The 17,987-nt window shown below is 61.5% G+C and carries 13 protein-coding genes; 12 read left to right on the forward strand and 1 reads right to left on the reverse strand.

Annotated elements, in window-relative coordinates:
- Nucleotides 1–221: 221 nt before the first annotated feature.
- Entirely contained in the window at nt 222–3,797 is a 3,576-nt protein-coding gene (gene dnaE, locus QEZ49_RS03775) for a DNA polymerase III subunit alpha (RefSeq protein WP_280384349.1), read from the forward strand.
- A gap of 56 nt (nt 3,798–3,853) precedes the next feature.
- On the forward strand, nt 3,854–4,672 hold the full coding sequence (locus tag QEZ49_RS03780; protein WP_280384350.1) for a hypothetical protein: 819 nt from the start codon (nt 3,854–3,856) through the stop codon (nt 4,670–4,672).
- Between the two features lie 114 nt (nt 4,673–4,786).
- Here the strand turns inward: QEZ49_RS03780 and QEZ49_RS03785 are convergent, their stop codons facing one another.
- Complete coding sequence (locus QEZ49_RS03785) at nt 4,787–5,569, reverse strand: RMD1 family protein (protein WP_280384352.1); 783 nt, start codon at nt 5,567–5,569, stop codon at nt 4,787–4,789.
- A gap of 267 nt (nt 5,570–5,836) precedes the next feature.
- Between QEZ49_RS03785 and QEZ49_RS03790 the strand changes: the two genes are divergently transcribed.
- The 10 genes from QEZ49_RS03790 to lpxD all read left to right on the forward strand — a co-directional run bounded on the left by QEZ49_RS03790 (nt 5,837) and on the right by lpxD (nt 17,968).
- A complete protein-coding gene (locus tag QEZ49_RS03790) occupies nt 5,837–6,823 on the forward strand; it encodes a 30S ribosomal protein S2 (protein ID WP_280384354.1) in 987 nt (328 codons plus the stop codon).
- Nucleotides 6,824–6,909: 86 nt separating this feature from the next.
- On the forward strand, nt 6,910–7,830 hold the full coding sequence (tsf, locus tag QEZ49_RS03795; RefSeq protein WP_280384356.1) for a translation elongation factor Ts: 921 nt from the start codon (nt 6,910–6,912) through the stop codon (nt 7,828–7,830).
- Between the two features lie 336 nt (nt 7,831–8,166).
- On the forward strand, nt 8,167–8,910 hold the full coding sequence (pyrH, locus tag QEZ49_RS03800) for a UMP kinase (protein ID WP_280384358.1): 744 nt from the start codon (nt 8,167–8,169) through the stop codon (nt 8,908–8,910).
- 107 nt (nt 8,911–9,017) lie between these two features.
- Nucleotides 9,018–9,578, forward strand: coding sequence for a ribosome recycling factor (frr, locus tag QEZ49_RS03805; RefSeq protein WP_280384361.1), 561 nt, complete (start codon nt 9,018–9,020; stop codon nt 9,576–9,578).
- Nucleotides 9,579–9,660: 82 nt separating this feature from the next.
- Nucleotides 9,661–10,419: an isoprenyl transferase gene (locus tag QEZ49_RS03810; RefSeq protein ID WP_280384364.1), complete on the forward strand. Its 759-nt coding sequence runs from the start codon at nt 9,661–9,663 to the stop codon at nt 10,417–10,419.
- 6 nt (nt 10,420–10,425) lie between these two features.
- The gene (locus tag QEZ49_RS03815) at nt 10,426–11,346 is read left to right on the forward strand and encodes a phosphatidate cytidylyltransferase (RefSeq protein WP_280384367.1); all 921 of its coding nucleotides are present in this window, start codon (nt 10,426–10,428) and stop codon (nt 11,344–11,346) included.
- An 11-nt stretch (nt 11,347–11,357) separates the two neighbouring features.
- Nucleotides 11,358–12,566, forward strand: a complete 1,209-nt coding sequence (locus QEZ49_RS03820; RefSeq protein WP_280384369.1) for a 1-deoxy-D-xylulose-5-phosphate reductoisomerase — start codon at nt 11,358–11,360, stop codon at nt 12,564–12,566.
- Between the two features lie 135 nt (nt 12,567–12,701).
- Entirely contained in the window at nt 12,702–13,862 is a 1,161-nt protein-coding gene (rseP, locus tag QEZ49_RS03825; protein WP_280384371.1) for an RIP metalloprotease RseP, read from the forward strand.
- Between the two features lie 204 nt (nt 13,863–14,066).
- Complete coding sequence (bamA, locus tag QEZ49_RS03830; protein WP_280384373.1) at nt 14,067–16,424, forward strand: outer membrane protein assembly factor BamA; 2,358 nt, start codon at nt 14,067–14,069, stop codon at nt 16,422–16,424.
- A 491-nt stretch (nt 16,425–16,915) separates the two neighbouring features.
- Nucleotides 16,916–17,968, forward strand: a complete 1,053-nt coding sequence (gene lpxD / locus QEZ49_RS03835) for a UDP-3-O-(3-hydroxymyristoyl)glucosamine N-acyltransferase (protein ID WP_280384374.1) — start codon at nt 16,916–16,918, stop codon at nt 17,966–17,968.
- Nucleotides 17,969–17,987 lie beyond the last annotated feature (19 nt).

Raw genomic sequence — 17,987 nt, forward strand, 5'->3', positions numbered from 1 at the left:
CGGTTTTCCGGCAAGAAGCACGACAGCCAAACATCTAGAGCTGTTCCGCGATTTAACGAAACGCTAGCCGGGTGCGGCCTGAAACGCTGTGATCGCAGGCCCGCAACCGTTGCCCGTTCAGCAATGCGGCCCTGCTGTTTCTCGGCGGGAGGCAAAATGCCGATGGAAAGACTTAGTCGGTGGCTTGGGGGCCGGGCGCCGCTGCCGTAAGCTGCCGCACTATGAACGCACCCATCACCCAGCCCACAGCGCAACCGTCGGCCGCCACGCCGCCCCGCTTCGTGCACCTCAAGGTGCATTCGGCCTATTCGTTGCTGGAAGGCGCGTTGCCAATCGGCAAGCTGGCCAAGCTCGCTGAGGCGCATGGCTATCCGGCGCTGGGTCTGACCGACACCAACAACCTCTACGGCGCGCTGGAGTTCTCCGACAAACTGGCCGGTGCCGGCATTCAGCCGATTGTCGGCGTGGTGCTGACGGTTGATTTCGAAGATCGCCGCCACGATCCGCTGGAGCGGGTTGCGCCGATGCAGCAGCAGCAGGGCGCTGGCGATGGCCGGATTGCGCTGCTGGCCATGAACGATGCGGGCTATGCCAATCTGATGAAGGTGGTGACCCGTGCGCATTTCGATGCGCCTGCGGTTGAAGATGCGTTCACCACCATTGATGTCGTCGGCCAGCATACAGAAGGCCTGATCGCGCTGACCGGCGGCCCGGATGGCCCGATCGACCGTGCGCTGCGGGAAGGGCAGGCTGAAACGGCGCGCGCACGGCTCCTGCGTCTCAAGGAATTGTTCGGCGACCGGCTTTACGTCGAGATCCAGCGCCACGGTTTGAAATCGGAAGCCGATGTCGAACCGCAGTTGCTCAATCTGGCCTATGCCAACGACATTCCGATTGTCGCGACCAACGAAGCCTACTTCGCTTCGCCTGACGATTACGAGGCCCACGATGCGCTGCTGTGTATCGCCGCCGGGCGCTATGTCGTTGAGGATGACCGCCGCCGGGTAACGCCCGAACACGACTTCAAAAGCGCCGACGCCATGGTGGCGCTGTTTGAGGATCTGCCCGAGGCGCTCGACAACACCATCGAGATTGCCAAGCGCTGCGCCTTCCGTCCGCGGGGCAAGAAGCCGATCCTGCCGCGCTTCGTAGCGGCGGATCAGGATCTGACGCCGGAAGAAGTGGCCACGCTTGAATCGGGCGAACTGCGCAAGCAGGCGATGGCCGGTCTCGATGCCCGCTTGAGCGTTACTCCGCTGGCTGACGGGTTCACGCGCGAAGACTACGACAAGCGCCTTGATTACGAGCTTGGCGTGATCGAGCGCATGAAGTTTCCCGGCTACTTTCTCATCGTGGCCGACTTCATCAAGTGGGGTAAATCGCAGGGTGTGCCGGTGGGGCCGGGACGCGGTTCCGGCGCAGGCTCGCTCGTTGCGTGGACGCTGACGATTACCGACCTCGATCCGCTGCGGTTCGGGCTGCTGTTCGAGCGCTTCCTCAACCCTGAACGCGTCTCGATGCCGGACTTCGACATCGACTTCTGCCAGGACCGCCGCGACGAGGTGATCCGTTATGTGCAGAACAAGTATGGCCACGACCGCGTGGCGCAGATCATCACCCACGGTAAACTGCAGGCACGCGCTGTGTTGCGCGACGTTGGCCGCGTGCTGCAGATGCCTTACGGCCAGGTTGATCGCCTTTGCAAACTGGTGCCGAACAATCCTGCAAATCCGGTGACGCTCGTCGACGCGATCGAAGACGAGCCGAAGCTGCAGGAGGAGATCGACAACGATCCGCTGGTGGCGCGGCTGGTGGAGATCGCCACCAAGCTTGAAGGGCTTTATCGCCACGCCTCGACGCACGCAGCGGGTATTGTGATCGGCGACAGGCCGCTGGTGGAGCTAGTGCCGGTTACGCGCGACGCGAAGACGGGCTCGCCCGTTACGCAGTTCAACTGGAAACTTGTCGAAGCTGCGGGCCTTGTGAAGTTCGACTTCCTCGGCCTGAAGACGCTCACCGTGCTGAAGAAAGCCGTGGAGCTGGTGAAGCGCGGCCGCGGCATCGACATCGACCTCACCAAGTTGGGGCTTAAGGATAAAAAGTCCTACGAGCTGCTGGCGCGGGCTGACACCGTTGGCGTGTTCCAGCTCGAAAGTACTGGCATGCGCGAAAGCCTCAAGCGTCTTATGCCCGACCGCTTCGAGGACATCATCGCCATGGTGGCGCTGTATCGCCCCGGCCCGATGGACAACATCCCGACCTACATCGCGCGCAAACACGGCAAGGAAGAGGTGGACTACCTGCACCCGATGCTGGAAGGCATCCTGAAGGAAACCTACGGCGTCATCATCTATCAGGAGCAGGTTATTCAGATCGCGCAGGTGATGGGCGGCTATTCGCTCGGCACCGCTGACCTTCTGCGTCGCGCGATGGGTAAGAAAGACAAGGCCGAGATGGCGCGCCATCAGGCACAGTTTGTTGAAGGCGCGGTGGAGCGCGGCGTTGCCAAACAGAAGGCGGCGGAAATCTTCGAGCTGGTCGACAAGTTCGCTGGCTACGGCTTCAACAAATCGCACGCCGCCGCCTACGCGCTGGTCAGCTATCACACCGCCTACATGAAGGCGAACTTCCGCGAGGAGTTTCTGGCAGCGTCGATGACGCTCGATATGTCGAACACGGACAAACTGGCGATGTTTGCCGCCGAAGCGGGGCGCAGCGGCATCACGGTCAAGCCGCCGTGCGTGAACGCATCGGAAGTTGATTTCATGTCCGAGGCGGGCAAGGGCGATAAGCCCGGCGCAATCCGATATTCGCTGGCGGCGCTGAAAAACATCGGCGCTGCCGCCGTTGCAACGGTGGTGGAGGAGCGCAAGGAGAACGGTGCGTTCAAGTCGCTGGCGGATTTTGCTTCGCGTCTCAGTCCGAAGGCGTTGAACAAGCGTTCCATTGAGACGCTGGCGGCCGCAGGTGCCTTTGACGGTCTGGAGCCGAACCGCGCGCTTGTTGCGGCCAACGTCGATCAGATCCTGGAACTGGCGCAGCGTATGGAGCAGGAGAAGGCCGAAGGGCAGGCCGATTTCTTCTCCATGGGCGCCGCTTCGTCCGGCAGCAGTGCCGGGCCGACGCTGCAGTTGCGCATGGGTATGGGCTGGACGCCGATGGAGCGCCTGTCGCACGAGTTCGACGCCATCGGTTTTTATCTGTCGGGCCATCCGCTCGATCAGTATGAAAAGGCGCTGCAGAAGATGGGCGTGCGCCGCTATGTAGATTTCGAGGCGGCAACTGAGAAGGGCGCAACGGGCGGTCAGCTTGCAGGCATCGTAATTTCAGCGCGCGAACGGCGCTCGGCCAAGGGCAATAAGTTTGCGTTCGGAATGTTCTCCGACATGACCGGACAGTTCGAGGCGGTGATCTTCTCCGATACGCTGGCGGCCAGCCGCGATTTGCTGGTGGCGGGCACGCCGGTGCTGCTGAACGTTTCGGCCGAGCGTGACGGCGACACGGTGAAGATGCGGGTGGAAAGCCTGCGCGCGCTGGACGCCGCCGTTGCTGCGATGCAAAGCGGTCTGCGGGTCATTCTCGATGGCGACGCGGTGACGAACGCCAAGAGCAATACGCTGGAGCAACTGAAGCAGCGCATGAAGCCAGGCGGGAAGGGTGAGGTGCGCTTTGTGCTGCGTATGTATGAGCATAGTCGCGAGATCGAGTTCGTGGCGCCGGGCCGCTACGATGTCTCGCCCTATCAGGCCGGACTGCTGGCGGCGGTGCCGGGCGTTGTCGAAGTGTTAGAGATCTGACGATTAAACTTAAGCTCTGTGTGCGTCGATAAAATTTGCGCAAAAGGGCTTTTGTCGTGTTCCGATCATCACTCGGCGCCGCAACATTGCTGGCGCTCTTCGCCGCCGATGCTACCGCATCAACCTATTGCCCCCGTCCATTGCACCGGGCGACGCGTCTCATCGTCATCACTGTGCCGGATATGAATTCGGTGAAGGCGACGATGCATACGTTCGAGCGCGAGACGCCGGCGGATGCAACATGGCGCCGTGCTGGACCGCCGGAGCCAGCCGTCGTTGGCAGTGCCGGAATAGGCTGGGCAAAGACATTCAGCCATCTGGGCAAAAAGGGCGAGCCGATCAAGACGGAGGGCGACAAGCGCACGCCTGCCGGTGTGTTCCGGTTGTCCGGGCCGTTTGGCATGGAGCAAAGGCCGCTGCGCAACTTCGTCAAGCTGGCGCCGGGCCGGAGCCTTTGTGTGCGCGATCCCAGATCCGCTTACTACGGCCAGGTGATGGACCGTTCGCGCCTGCGCTCGCTGCGCGGCGCTGAGGACATGGCCCAGAACGCCACGCTGCGGCGGGGCATCTTCGTCGATTATCCCTCGCTGCCGGCTGCCAAGGCCGGAAGCTGCATTTTCCTGCACGTGTGGGAAAGCGACGCTACCGGCACCGAAGGCCGCGTCGCTGTGGCCGAAGACCGGGTGAATGTGCTTCAGGACTGGATCGGGCAGGGCTTCTCGACCATTGCGATCATCACCGAGGACACCGCCAAGCGCTTCAAGCACTGCCTGCCGATCAACGCCAAGAGCAACACTTACGATCAGCCGGCGAGTGCGCCGATGCGGAACCCTAACCGCATTACTGTGCAACAGCAGGCAACGCTGAAGCAGTGACTTCGCCGTAAGCTGGTGCTGTCGGATTGACAGCCCGAGCAGACGAAGGCTGGCTGCTTGCAGGATCGCGCCATCCCAAAGCGGCTCGCGCGACCCTCTGCGATCAGCCCGGCCTCATTTCAGGATACGGTCGTAAAGGCTCAGCACCACCTCAAACGCAATCAGGGCGATGATGTACCACTCCAGCCGGTGCGAGGTGCGGGTGGCGAACAGGTCCGTCAGCGTGTCGGCGGTGCCGCGGATCACGTCCAGCTTGCGGGAGATGGCACGGCCGCGTTGAATGAGGTCGTACTCATCTACGAGACGCGCCCACAGGCGCTCCAGCTCAGGATGGTCCCACAACACATCCGGCTTGTCGTCGAGGTCGACGCGGGCTGCCAGCCGCTGCTGGATCAACAGAGCCTCGCCGATTTGCTCCAGCAACTCGTTGTGCGGGCTCGGGGGCAGGCGACGTTGTTGCAGGGTCTGGGCCACGGCGTCGATGCGATCGAAGGCGGCGGCGATCCGGCGCTCGTCGTAGGCAAAGGCCACGCTCATCGCCAAGGCTTCGGCCACCAGCAGCAGGCGGTTGTTGTCGTCGGCCTTGATCTGGATTTCGCCCGAGGGGGTGAGCTGACCGTCATCGGCCTGCTTGACGACCAGGCGGACGCTTTCGGTCTCGCGGTCATCGATCGGGTTGATGATCCGGCCATCGAGGTTCTTGATGAGCTGTTCCTCATCGACCGGGTTCATGGCGATGAAGACGGCGGCGCCGGATTTGAACAGCACGGCAATGCCGTCGCCGCTGGTCGGGAATGCCAGCGGCGAGGTGGAGAAGGCGTCCTCGCGCTCCAGTCCCTTGAGGTTGATGCCTTCGCCCAGTTGCAGGGCGTGCACTTGAATTTCCTTGCCACTCATTAACCATTTGCTCCGCAAAGCCCGGTCGGCCAGCAATCGGGGCTCAAGGTGGGCCGGATTGCTGGCTCGGCGGGCGGAAAGATTGCCCTCGGCCGCTTGTCAATGGCGGGTCGAGACTCTATAAGCGCGCCATCTCACACGCGAACTTTCGCGTCAGACGGATTGAAAGCCCCGTCCGGCGCTCCGGTGGATCGCTCTCTAACCCCTAGGGTCGGTGAAGCGTTCTTGCTCTGGGTTCGCGGAGGATTAACCGGAAAAGGAAGAGACATGACGCTCCCTGCGTTCAATATGCGTCAGCTGCTGGAAGCTGGCGTTCACTTCGGTCACCAGTCGCACCGCTGGAACCCCAAGATGGCGCCCTTCATCTTTGGCGCTCGCAACAACATTCACATCATCGATCTGACCCAGACGACGCCGATGCTGCATCAGGCGCTGGTCAAGATCTCTGACACCGTCGCCAGCGGCGGCCGCGTGCTGTTCGTTGCCACCAAGCGTCAGGCTTCGGATTCCATTGCTGAATCGGCTAAGCGCAGCGCTCAGTACTTCATCAACCATCGCTGGTTCGGCGGCACGCTGACAAACTGGAAGACGATCTCGCAGTCTATCCGTCGCCTGCGTCAGCTTGATGACACCCTTGCCGATCCGCAGGGCCGCACCAAGAAAGAAATCCTGAACCTGACCCGCGAGCGCGACAAGCTCAATCAGGCGCTGGGCGGCATCAAGGACATGGGCGGCACGCCTGACCTTCTGTTCGTTATCGACACGAACAAGGAAAAGATTGCCATTGAGGAAGCCAAGAAGCTTGGTATCCCGATCGTCGCCATCGTCGACACCAACTGCGATCCGGACGGCATCGACTTCCCGATTCCGGGCAATGACGACGCCGGTCGCGCCATCACGCTTTATTGCGATCTCGTCGCCCGTGCGGCGCTGGATGGCCTTGAGCGCAGCCAGTCGGCTTCGGGCATCGACATCGGCGCCTCGGAAGCACCTCCGGCTGAAGATCTGCCGGGCGAGTTCCGCGGCATTGAAGCCGCCCGTGGCGAGCCTGACGATCTGAAGCGGATCACCGGTATCAGCGGCAAGCTTGAGCAGCGCCTCAACGATGCTGGCGTATTCCACTTCTGGCAGATCGCTGATCTCGACGCCGATCAGGTTGCTGCGCTCGATCGCAAGCTGAAGCTCAAGGGCCAGGTTGCGGCCGACAAGTGGACCGAGCAGGCCAAGAAACTGGTCGAAACGGCCGCCGTCTAATGGGATGGCCGCATACGGCGGCCATTTCGCATTATCTGCAAACCTGCGGGCGCCAAGGGGCGCCCGCCTAGCTAGTGGGCTTATCCATGACCATTTCCGCAAGTCTCGTGAAGGAACTGCGCGAAAAGACCGGCGCCGGCATGATGGACTGCAAGGCGGCTCTCACCGAGGTGAAGGGCGACATCGAAGCGGCAATCGACTGGTTGCGGAAGAAGGGCCTCTCGAAGGCTGCCAAGAAGGCCGATCGCGTCGCTGCTGAAGGGCTTATTGGCGTCGCCATTAACGGCGCGACAGGCTCGATCGTTGAGGTGAACTCCGAGACGGACTTCGTTGCCCGCAACGAACAGTTCCAGGATCTGGTCACGAACATTGCGTCACTGGCTGCGCCCGCAAATGGTGACGTTGAAGCGATCCTGGTTGCAGCCTATCCGGGCAAGTCGCACACCGTCGGCGACCAGATCAAGGAGCTCATCGCCACCATCGGCGAGAACATGAACCTGCGCCGTGCCACTACGCTTTCGGTGCCGCAGGGCGTGGTTGGCGCCTATGTGCACGGTCAGGTTTCGCCCGGCCTTGGCAAGATCGGTGTGCTGGTTGCGCTGGAGTCTTCCGGTTCCAACACCGACGAGCTTGCTACTCTGGCTCGCCAGATTGCAATGCACGTTGCCGCCACCAATCCGGTTGCCCTCGACATCGACGGCGTGCCGGCTGAGGTGCTGGAGCGCGAGAAGGCGATCCTGGCCGACAAGAACCAGGGCAAGCCCCCGCAGGTGCTTGAGAAGATCGTTGCTTCGGGCGTGAAGTCCTACGCCAAGGACAACACGCTGCTGGAACAGTCCTATATCCACGATCCATCCAAGTCGGTTGGCCAGACCCTCAAGGAAGCTGAGGGCAAGGTCGGTGGACCGGTGAAGATCGCCAGCTTCGTCCGCTACGGACTGGGCGAGGGCATCGAGAAGAAAGAAGACGATTTCGCCGCGGAAGTTGCGGCTGCTGCCGGTAACTGATCCGGCTGCGTTATTCGGGTGCGCAGCAGAATGCGCACCCGCGCCATGCTTTGGAATATGCGGCAGCAAGGATTTGCCGCGAAGCAGGCACATTCATCGCTGGAGCCGTCCCCAATTATTTAACTTGGGACGGCTCTAGGCGGATCTCAGCCATACGGGCTAGCTACGCTCTGGCCGCAGCCGTAGATCGGCGCTCCATCGCCATAAAGGTGCATGCGGCACAATACAGGCTGGCGTCGACCTCCGCGAGATTGCACTCGTGTGCGGAGCGGCCCTGGAGCGCGTGACAGGCAGGCGAATTGCGCCAAGCCGCCGCCGATGCGAGGAGGCAGTCATATGGCAACGGAAGAAGCCGCTGGAGCTGGAGCGACCGGTCTCGGTTACAAGAGGCTGCTGCTGAAGCTTTCCGGCGAAGCGCTAATGGGTAAATCCGGCTTCGGCATCGATATGGATGTTGTCGACCGGCTCGCGCGCGATATCGCCGAGGCTGTGAACGCCGGCGCCGAGATTGCAGTCGTTGTGGGCGGCGGCAACATCTTCCGCGGGCTGGCAGGCGCCGCCAAGGGGATGGAACGCGCGACCGCCGATTACATGGGCATGCTGGCGACGGTGATGAACGCGCTGGCGCTGCAGAACGCGCTCGAAAATGCAAAGGTGCCGGCGCGCGTGGTTTCCGCCATCCCGATGCCAACCGTGTGTGAAAGCTACATCCGCCCCAAGGCGTTGCAGCACATCGAAGCCGGCCGCGTGGTGATTTTCGCCGCCGGCACGGGCAACCCGTTTTTCACCACCGATACCGCTGCGACCCTGCGTGCCGTCGAGATGGATTGCCAGGCTGTGGCCAAGGCAACTCAGGTTGATGGCGTCTATGACAGCGATCCGCGGCGTAATCCCGATGCCAAGCGCTATGACCGTCTCGGCTATGCCGAGGTTTTAGCACGTGATCTCAAAGTGATGGACGGCACGGCGATCGCGCTTGCCCGTGACAATGGACTTCCGGTAATTGTCTTTTCCATTGAAGAGCCGGGAAATCTTTTGAAAGTTCTGCGCGGCACTGGACGCGCAACGGTCATTGAGTGACCGACAAGCCGCCGACGATCAATCAAGCACGTCCGGCATTTTTGGAAATAACCTGAAACGCTGGCTGAGGTTAGGTTCATCCGATCCGCGGTCGCAGGGAGACAGCAATGAGTGGCAATTTCGACCTTAACGACCTTGAGAAGCGTATGCGCGGCGCGCTGGACGTGCTGAAGCGTGACTTCTCCGGTCTGCGCACCGGCCGCGCCAGCACGCATCTTCTCGATCCGATTCAGGTCACGGTGTACGGCGCCAAGATGCCGTTGAGCCAGGTGGCAACGGTGTCGGTTCCTGAATCGCGCACGATTTCCGTTCAGGTCTGGGATCGCACGAACGTTTCCGCAGTCGAGAAGGCTATCCGCGAAGCGAACCTTGGCCTCAACCCGATCATTGATGGCACGCTGCTGCGTCTTCCTATTCCGCCGCTGACAGCCGATCGCCGTAACGAACTTGCCAAGCTGGCGCACAAGTATGCCGAGAGCTGCCGCGTCGCGGTCCGCAACGTGCGTCGTGAAGGCATGGATCTGCTGAAGAAACTGGAGAAAGACGGCAAGATCAGCGAAGATGACCAGCGCAAATCCTCCACCAAGGTGCAGGAGCTAACCGACCGGCTGATCAAAGATATCGACGAGACACTGGCCACCAAAGAAGTCGAGATCCACAAGGTTTGATGGCTTGAGGACAGCGGAGATTCCGCTATCCTCCATTTCAGGCTTGAAGCATTTTGCCCGTTCAAACGGAAGTCTGTCGCCGGTGACGGAAATCCAGTCAAAAGCTGTTCCGCTTGAGCAGAAACCTGCTCAGCCAAGACACATTGCCATCATCATGGATGGCAATGGTCGCTGGGCAAGCAAGCACGGGCTTCCGCGTGCAATCGGCCATCAACGCGGTGTCGAAGCGGTGCGCCGCACCGTTCGCGCGGCGATTGAGCTGTCGGTGCCATACCTCACGCTTTACAGTTTCTCGTCCGAGAACTGGTCGCGTCCGGCGTCAGAGATCGACGATCTCATGGGCCTGATGAAGCGTTTCATCAGGCGCGACCTGGCTGAGCTGCACCATGCCGGCGTGAAGATCCTGGTTATCGGGGAGCGTGCAAAAGTCGATCCCGAGCTGATGGCTCTGATCGACGAAGCCGTGGAGTTGACGCGTAACAACACCGCGATCACGCTTGTGGTGGCTTTCAATTACGGCGCCCGGGCGGAAATCGCCAAGGCGGCGCGGGCCCTGGCGGTTGAGGTTGCGGCCGGGCGACTTGCGCCGGAGGACATTACCGTCGATCGCATGGGCGCGGCGCTCGATACCGCTGGCATCCCCGATCCGGATCTGTTGATCCGCACCAGTGGCGAGATGCGGATCTCGAATTTTCTGCTCTGGCAGTGCGCCTATACCGAATTTGTATTCCTGGATGCATTCTGGCCTGAATTCGGGCGGGAGCTGCTGGAGGTAGCAATCGCGCGCTACTGCGAGCGGGACCGGCGCTATGGCGGCCTAACCCGCCAGTCGGCGGTGTGAGCCAGCATGCCTGACAATCTCGCCATGCCGCCGGAGGGCGGATCGCCGTCCGGTTCGAACAATGCTACCGGCTCGAATGACAGCGGCCTCGGTAGTTCGGCTGCGGGTAAGCCGGGGCCGAGCAATCTCACGCTGCGTATCGTTTCCGGTGCGGTTCTGGCGGCCGTTGCGTTCTTCCTGGCTTACTCCGGCCCGGTGCCATTCGGCATCCTCATTCTGGCCTGCTCTCTGGTGATGAGCTGGGAGTGGAGCAGGCTGGTCCGCGGCACCGGGTTTGATCTTGGCTTCTACATTCAGGCGGCGGCTATTGTTCTTGCCGTCGCGCTGGCGGCGTTCGGTTATGCGGCTCCTGCCTTCGCGGTGCTATGCATTGCCGCCATCATTCTGGTGCCGCTCTATCTGGGCCATAACGCCGGTCTTTCCGGGCTGGGCGTCATCTATGTCGGCCTGCCGGCCGTGGCGTTGCTGTGGTTGCGCGGCGATGAGCCGTTCGGCTTCAGCGCCATTCTGTTCGTGTTTGCCGTCGTCTGGTCGTCGGATACTGGCGCTTATGCTGCCGGGCGGACCATCGGCGGCCCCAAGCTCTGGCCCAAGGTTTCACCGAAAAAGACATGGGCCGGTTTCATCGGCGCTCTGGTTGCCGGAGCCGTTGTCGGCATAATCTTTTCCATGCTGGAGCCGGGCACCGATGCGCTGCGCCTCGTGCTGCTGGGTGTCGGTCTGGCATTTGTTTCGCAGGCCGGTGATCTGGCGGAATCGGCATTGAAGCGTCACTTCAACCGCAAGGATGCCAGCGATCTCATTCCGGGGCATGGTGGCTTCATGGACCGCATGGACAGCATCGTCGCTGCGGCCTCGGTCGCAGGGTTGCTGGCGTTGGCCGTTGATGCGCACGCGCCCGCCCGCGCTTTGCTGTTTGGCCCGTAATGCGCTCGAAAATGGCACCATCATCTGAAACCGCAGGTACGCGGGGGCAGGCCGTCCGCTCCGTTTCGGTGCTGGGGGCGACGGGCTCGGTCGGCCAGAGCACCATCGACCTCATCTGCCGCAATCGCGATGCCTTCACGGTCGAAGCGCTGACGGCCCAGACCAATGTCGCAGCGCTTGCCGAGGCTGCGCGCCGTACCGGGGCGCGGCTGGCGGTGATCGGCGATGCCAATCTCTATGACGATCTGCGCGCGGCACTGGCCGGGACCGGCATTGACGCCGCCGCCGGGCCGGATGCGATCGTGGCCGCGGCTGCCATGCCGGCCGATTGCGTCGTGGCCGCGATCGTCGGTGCGGCAGGACTTGCGCCCACATTAGAGGCTGCGCGGCAGGGCAGGCGTCTGGCGCTTGCCAACAAGGAATGCCTTGTTTCCGCAGGCGATGTTTTCATGTCCACGGTGGCGGACGCGGGGTGCGAACTGCTGCCGGTCGACAGCGAGCATTCGGGCGCCTTGCAGGCTCTGGCCGGGGCGTCAGCCGAGAGCATCGAGCGGATTACTCTGACGGCGTCCGGCGGTCCGTTCCGCACGTGGAGCCTTGACGAGTTGCAGCATGTGACGCCGGAGCAGGCGTTGCGGCATCCCAACTGGAGCATGGGTGCCAAGATCACCATCGATTCAGCAACCCTGATGAACAAGGGGCTGGAGCTGATCGAGGCCTACCATCTGTTTCCGGTTACAGCCGAACAGCTCGGCGCGGTGGTGCACCCCCAGTCGATCATCCATTGCCTGGTGTCGTACATTGACGGCTCGGTGATGGCGCAGATGGCCTGCCCGGACATGCGCACGCCGATCGCGCTGGCGCTCTCCTGGCCCGGCAGGATGCAAGCGCCAACTCAACGGCTTGATCTGGCCAGCATCGGCCAGCTCTCTTTCGAAGCCCCCGACGAGGTGCGGTTTCCGGCCCTGAAGCTCGCCCGCGACGCCTTGACGCGCGGGGCAACGGCGCCCGCCATCCTGAGCGCGGCCAACGAGGTGGCGGTGGAGGCTTTTCTCAGCCGTCGCATAGGTTTCCTCGATATCGCCCGTAATGTCGCCGATGCGCTGGAAGCGGCCGAGAAACAGGGACTGATTGCCCCGGCAGCCAATCTGGGCGACGTTCTGGAGGCTGATTCTGCCGGCCGCCGTCTGGCACAATCCCTGCTAGGCCGCTATGTCTAGCCGGCGCCTGGATCTCCCGGGGAGTTTCCAGTTAAAACAGGGGATTGGCGCCGAAGTTGCCATTTTTGCGCGTAGCCTCATCGGGCACGCATTCCGCTCGCAGCCCTGGGCGGTTCCGCGAGAGACAGGAGAACGATGCTGACGCTGGCCAACCTAGCGACCTCCATGCCGGGGGTTCTGATGACGATCGCGCAGTTCCTGGTTGTGCTGACCATCGTGGTGTTCGTCCACGAATTCGGTCACTTCATTGTCGCGCGCTGGTGCGGCGTCACAGTCAAGACGTTCTCCATTGGCTTTGGTCGGGAGATTTTCGGCTTCACTGACCGCAAGGGTACGCGCTGGCGTTTCGCCTGGATCCCGCTCGGCGGCTACGTGAAATTCGTCGACGACGAAAACGCCGCCAGCCAGCCCTCGCCCGACGCGCTGGACAAGATGACCGCCTCTGAACGCGCCGGTGCCTTCCAGAACAAGGCTCTGTGGCAGCGCGCGGCGGTGGTGGCCGCCGGGCCAATCGCGAATTTCATCCTGGCCATAATGGTTTATGCGGCGGTCAACGTCTCCTTTGGCGTCCGCACCATCACCCCCGTTGTGGGTGAGGTGAAGGCGGGCATGCCTGCCGCCACGGCTGGAATTCAGTCGGGTGACGTCATCCGTTCGATCGACGACTGGACGGTTGAAGGCTTTGAGGATGTGCAGCGTCTGGTGGGCATCAACGCCGGCAGGACGCTGAAATTCGGCGTCGAGCGCAACGGCGAAAAGCTTTCCTTCGATGTGACGCCTGAAGTTCACGAGCAGCCGGACAGCTTCGGTGGCACGTTCCGGCGCGGTCTTATCGGCATCACGCCGTCCAGCACGGATGGCTTCCGGGACGCCAAGAGCGTCGGCATGTTTGAAGCCCTGCGGCTTGGCGTGCGGGAAACCTACGCCAACATCGCCCACACGATCCAGGGCATTGGCGACATAATAACGCAGCGGCAGGCCGCCGACCAGATGGGTGGTCCTATCCTGATGGCGCAGGTTACGGCCCGTGTGGCCGAGGGCGGGATCGAGCCGCTGCTGCGCTGGGTGGCCTTCATCTCGGCCAACATTGGCTTTCTGAACCTGCTGCCAATTCCTGTGCTAGATGGTGGACATCTTGTTTATTACGCCATCGAAGGGGTGATGCGTCGCCCCCTCAGCAGACGCATGCAGGAGATCGGATTCCAGATCGGAATTGCCCTGGTTCTGATGCTGATGGTGTACGTGAATTTGAATGATTTGTTGCGGGTTTGGCGTGGTTGGACCGGGGTGGGCTGAATTGGTGTTCAGTGACGTAAACTTGCCACTTCCGCAGGGGCGACTGAATCGTTAAAAAGGAATTTACACAGGGGAGCGCGCACTGAGATCTGCGGCCTTTTGGCTGAGTGTCAGGTGAACGTTTTTTAGTCATGCGGTGCGGGCTCCGAAGCCGACGGGTCCGCGTCGAGGGGGAATTCGGCAAGAACGAGGGCATAGTCTCGAATGCCTGTTGTCCTATCCTTTGCGTTGAACATCCGCCGCTTCGTATTGTGTGCGGTGGCGGTTACCGCTGGAGTGTTGGGCGTCGTCGGCGCTTTGCTCCCAGCCCCTGCGCACGCGCAGGGCGCTACGGTGCAGAACGTGCTTGTGAATGGTAACAAGCGCGTTGAGCCCGAAACCGTTCGCTCATACATGCAGGTTTCCCCCGGGTCAGCCTATGACCCTCAAAAGGTCGACGCGTCCATCAAGGCGCTGTTCGGCACGGGGCTGTTCTCAGACGTGCGCATTGAGCGCGTTGGTGGCGATGTTGTCGTCACCGTCGTCGAGAACCCTGTCATCAATCAGGTCGCCTTCGAGGGCAACAGCGAGGTCGATACCGACACGCTGCGCAACGAAGTGCAGCTCAAGCCTCGTTCTGTATTCACCCGCGCCCGTGTGCAGTCCGACGTCCAGCGCGTGCTGGACGTCTATCGCCGCCAGGGCCGTTACGCCGCTAGCGTCGAGCCGAAGATCATCGAGCTTGAGCAGGATCGCGTGAACCTAGTGTTCGAGATCGCCGAGGGCAGCGCGACCAAGGTCAAAGGCATCAACTTCGTCGGCAACAAAGCTTTCTCCGACGGCGATTTGCGCGATGTCGTTTCGACCACCGAAAAGGGTTGGTTCGACTTCCTGAAGGGTACGGCGATCTACGATCCCGACCGTATGAACCTCGATCGCGAATTGCTGCGTCAGTACTACCTGAAGAACGGCTACGCCGATGCCCAGGTAACCGCTGCCAACGCTGAGCTTGATCGCGACGGTTCCGGCTTCTTCGTCACCTATTCGATCGAAGAGGGCGAGCGCTATGACTTCGGCGCCGTGAATGTTGAAAGCACGGTCGCAAACATTGATGCCGCCAAGTACCAGGGCAACGTGAAGACCTCTGCTGGCGATACCTACAACGCCCAGCTCATCGACAAGTCGGTTGAAGAGCTGACGACTGCGATGTCGGAAGATGGCTATGCCTTCGCCCGCGTCCGTCCGCAGCCTGTACCTGATCCGGTAAGCCGCACCATCGCGATCAACTACGTGATCGAAGAAGGTCCGCGGGTTTACATCGAGCGCATCAACATCAGCGGTAACACGCGCACCAAGGACTACGTGATCCGTCGCGAGTTCAAGGTGGCTGAGGGTGACGCGTACAACCCGATGGTGGTCGATCAGGCCAAGAAGCGTCTGACCAACCTCGGTCTGTTCAAGGGCGTCGACATCAAGCGTCGCCCCGGCGCCTCGCAGGACCGCGTGGTTCTGGACGTTGAGCTGGCTGAGCAGTCGACCGGTGAGCTTTCGTTCGGTGCCGGTTACTCGACTGCAGAAGGTGTCATCGGCGATGTCAGCATCACCGAACGCAACCTGATGGGTAACGGTCAGTTCCTGCGGCTTCAGCTTTCGGGTTCTATGGAGCGCTTGCAGGTCAACCTGAGCTTCACCGAGCCGCGCTTCCTGGATCGCAACCTGGCCGCTGGCTTTGACATCTTCCATAAGGAAGTCGATCAGAGCAGTGAATCCGGCTTCTCTACCCGCCGCACCGGCGCCAGCCTCCGGCTTGGCTTCCCGCTGTCCGAGCGGCTGTGGATGCAGACCTCGTACACCGCATCGCGGGACTCGATCTTCAACATCCAGAACGGTGCATCGCGCGCCATCTGGGACTCTGAGGGTACGTCCTACACCTCGATGGTCGGCACCACGCTCACCTATGATCTACGTAACGATCCGCGTAATCCGACCAAGGGCTTCTGGTTCCAGACTGGCGCTGATTTCGCCGGCCTCGGTGGTGACGTGCAGTACGTCAGCTTTGCGGCTGAGGCTCGCGCCTACTTCCCGATCACCGACAAGATCACCTTCGTCGGTCGTGCAATCGGTGGCTCGATCAACGGTTGGGGTGGCGAGGACGTCCGTCTAATCGATCTGTTCTTTAAGGGCGGTGAGACGGTTCGTGGTTTCGACCGTGCAGGCTATGGTCCGCGCGATCTGAGCACCGGCGACGCGCTGGGCGGTCAGTACTACTGGGCAACCACCGCCGAAGTCCGCTTCCCGATCCCGTTCGTACCTGAGGATCTGGGCATCTCGGGCGCCGTCTTTGCTGACGCCGGTTCTCTCTGGAACGCCGGAGAGCGTGCAGCCGGATTGCTTGCAGGTTGTACGATTGCGACCGGAGAAGCCTGTCTCGCCGACAGCAGCGGCGTGCGGTCCTCGGTTGGTGCCAGCTTGTTGTGGGCATCGCCGGTCGGTCCGATCCGCATGGACTTCGCCAAGGTTCTCTCCAAGGAAACCTACGACGACGAGCAGTTCTTCCGCTTCGGTGCGGCCACAAAGTTCTGATGGCTGCGAAGCGGCTGTCGGCTTGGGCTGATGAAGTCCGGCTTTGAAAATCAAGGATCATCCGGTCTCAAGATTGACCGGGTGATCCTTTTCTTTTTCAGATGCAGGGTTGTTTGCCGGCGCGGGAAGAACAAGCTCTGGCAAAGAACTGCAGAGAAAGAAAAGCAAAACCTACCGTGCGGGGCCCGGCACCGCCTGACAGTCACATCGGCCGTATGACGGATCGGCAGCATGGATGCTCCGGCGACATTGCGCATCGGGATCGCCCCCAACGCTACGTGCAGGTTGAGTTTGTGACGGCGCAGAAAACGGTGACCTTTTGCTGCGTCAGGCGTTCGCCGCTTACTGGATGTGTTGAAACATCGGCTTGAGCGGTTCCGATTGCAGCGGAATCGTGGAACGGGTCACATGACCTTGTTTGACCGTGCTTTCTGGAAGAAAATCAGTTCCAACGCGTTTGGAAGCACCCTAGACCGCTGGGCTTTAAATCAATGCAGCATCCCGGATTTTTTCACCGTGCAGGCCCGTTTGCGCTTGCCGACGTGGCCAAGGCGACTGGGGCTGAATTAGCGCCCGGGGTCGACGGCAGTATCGAAGTATCCGATGTGCGCACGCTGGTTGATGCCGGGCCGCAGGATGTAGCATTTTTTAATAATCGCAAGTACGCCGACCAGCTCAAGGTAACCCGTGCGGGCTGTTGCCTCGTGTTGCCGGCGCTGGCGTCGCGCTTGCCGGAGGGAACGTCAGCGCTGCTCACGCCCGAGCCCTACCGGGGCTTTGCAATGGCGCTGATGCTGTTTTATCCGCAGTCCCGCTTTTCGCAGGTGGCTCCGACGGATGATGCCACCAGGACCCTCATCCACCCATCCGCAGAGCTGGAAGAGGGTGCCATCGTTGAGCCCGGCGCAGTGATCGGGGCAGAGGCGCGCATCGGCCGGGGTACCCGTGTCGCCGCCAACGCCGTGGTCGGGTATCGCGTCTGTATAGGCCGCGATGGTTACGTCGGGCCGGGCGCCACGCTGGTTCACACCCTTGTTGGTGACCGCGTCATTATCCATGGCGGTGTGCGCATTGGTCAGGATGGCTTTGGCTTTGCCATGGGCCGTCAGGGGCACTTGAAAGTGCCGCAGATTGGCCGCGTCATTATTCAGGATGACGTTGAAATTGGCGCCAATACAACCATTGATCGGGGTGCTCTTAAGGACACCATCATTGGTGAGGGAACGAAAATTGATAATCTCGTGCAGATCGGGCACAACGTCGTCGTCGGACGTCATTGCGTGATTGTGGCCCAGGTCGGCATCTCGGGCTCTACGGAGCTTGGGGATTTCGTGGTTATGGGTGGCCAGTCGGGAGCGGTTGGACACATCAAGATCGGTCCGGGGGCGCAGATCGCCGGAGCGAGCCATGTCGCAAAGGACGTACCTGCAATGTCAAAACTCGCCGGAACGCCGGCCAAGCCGCTCACGGTGTGGGCGCGCGAGTTGGGCATGATTGCCCGCTTGGCCCGTCGCGGCGGTAAGAGTGATGCTGACGAGGCGTAGTAGCGGTTCCCCCGCACGC

It is taken from the genome of Hyphomicrobium sp. D-2 (genome assembly GCF_029872155.1).
Classification (GTDB): Bacteria; Pseudomonadota; Alphaproteobacteria; order Rhizobiales; family Hyphomicrobiaceae; genus Hyphomicrobium_A.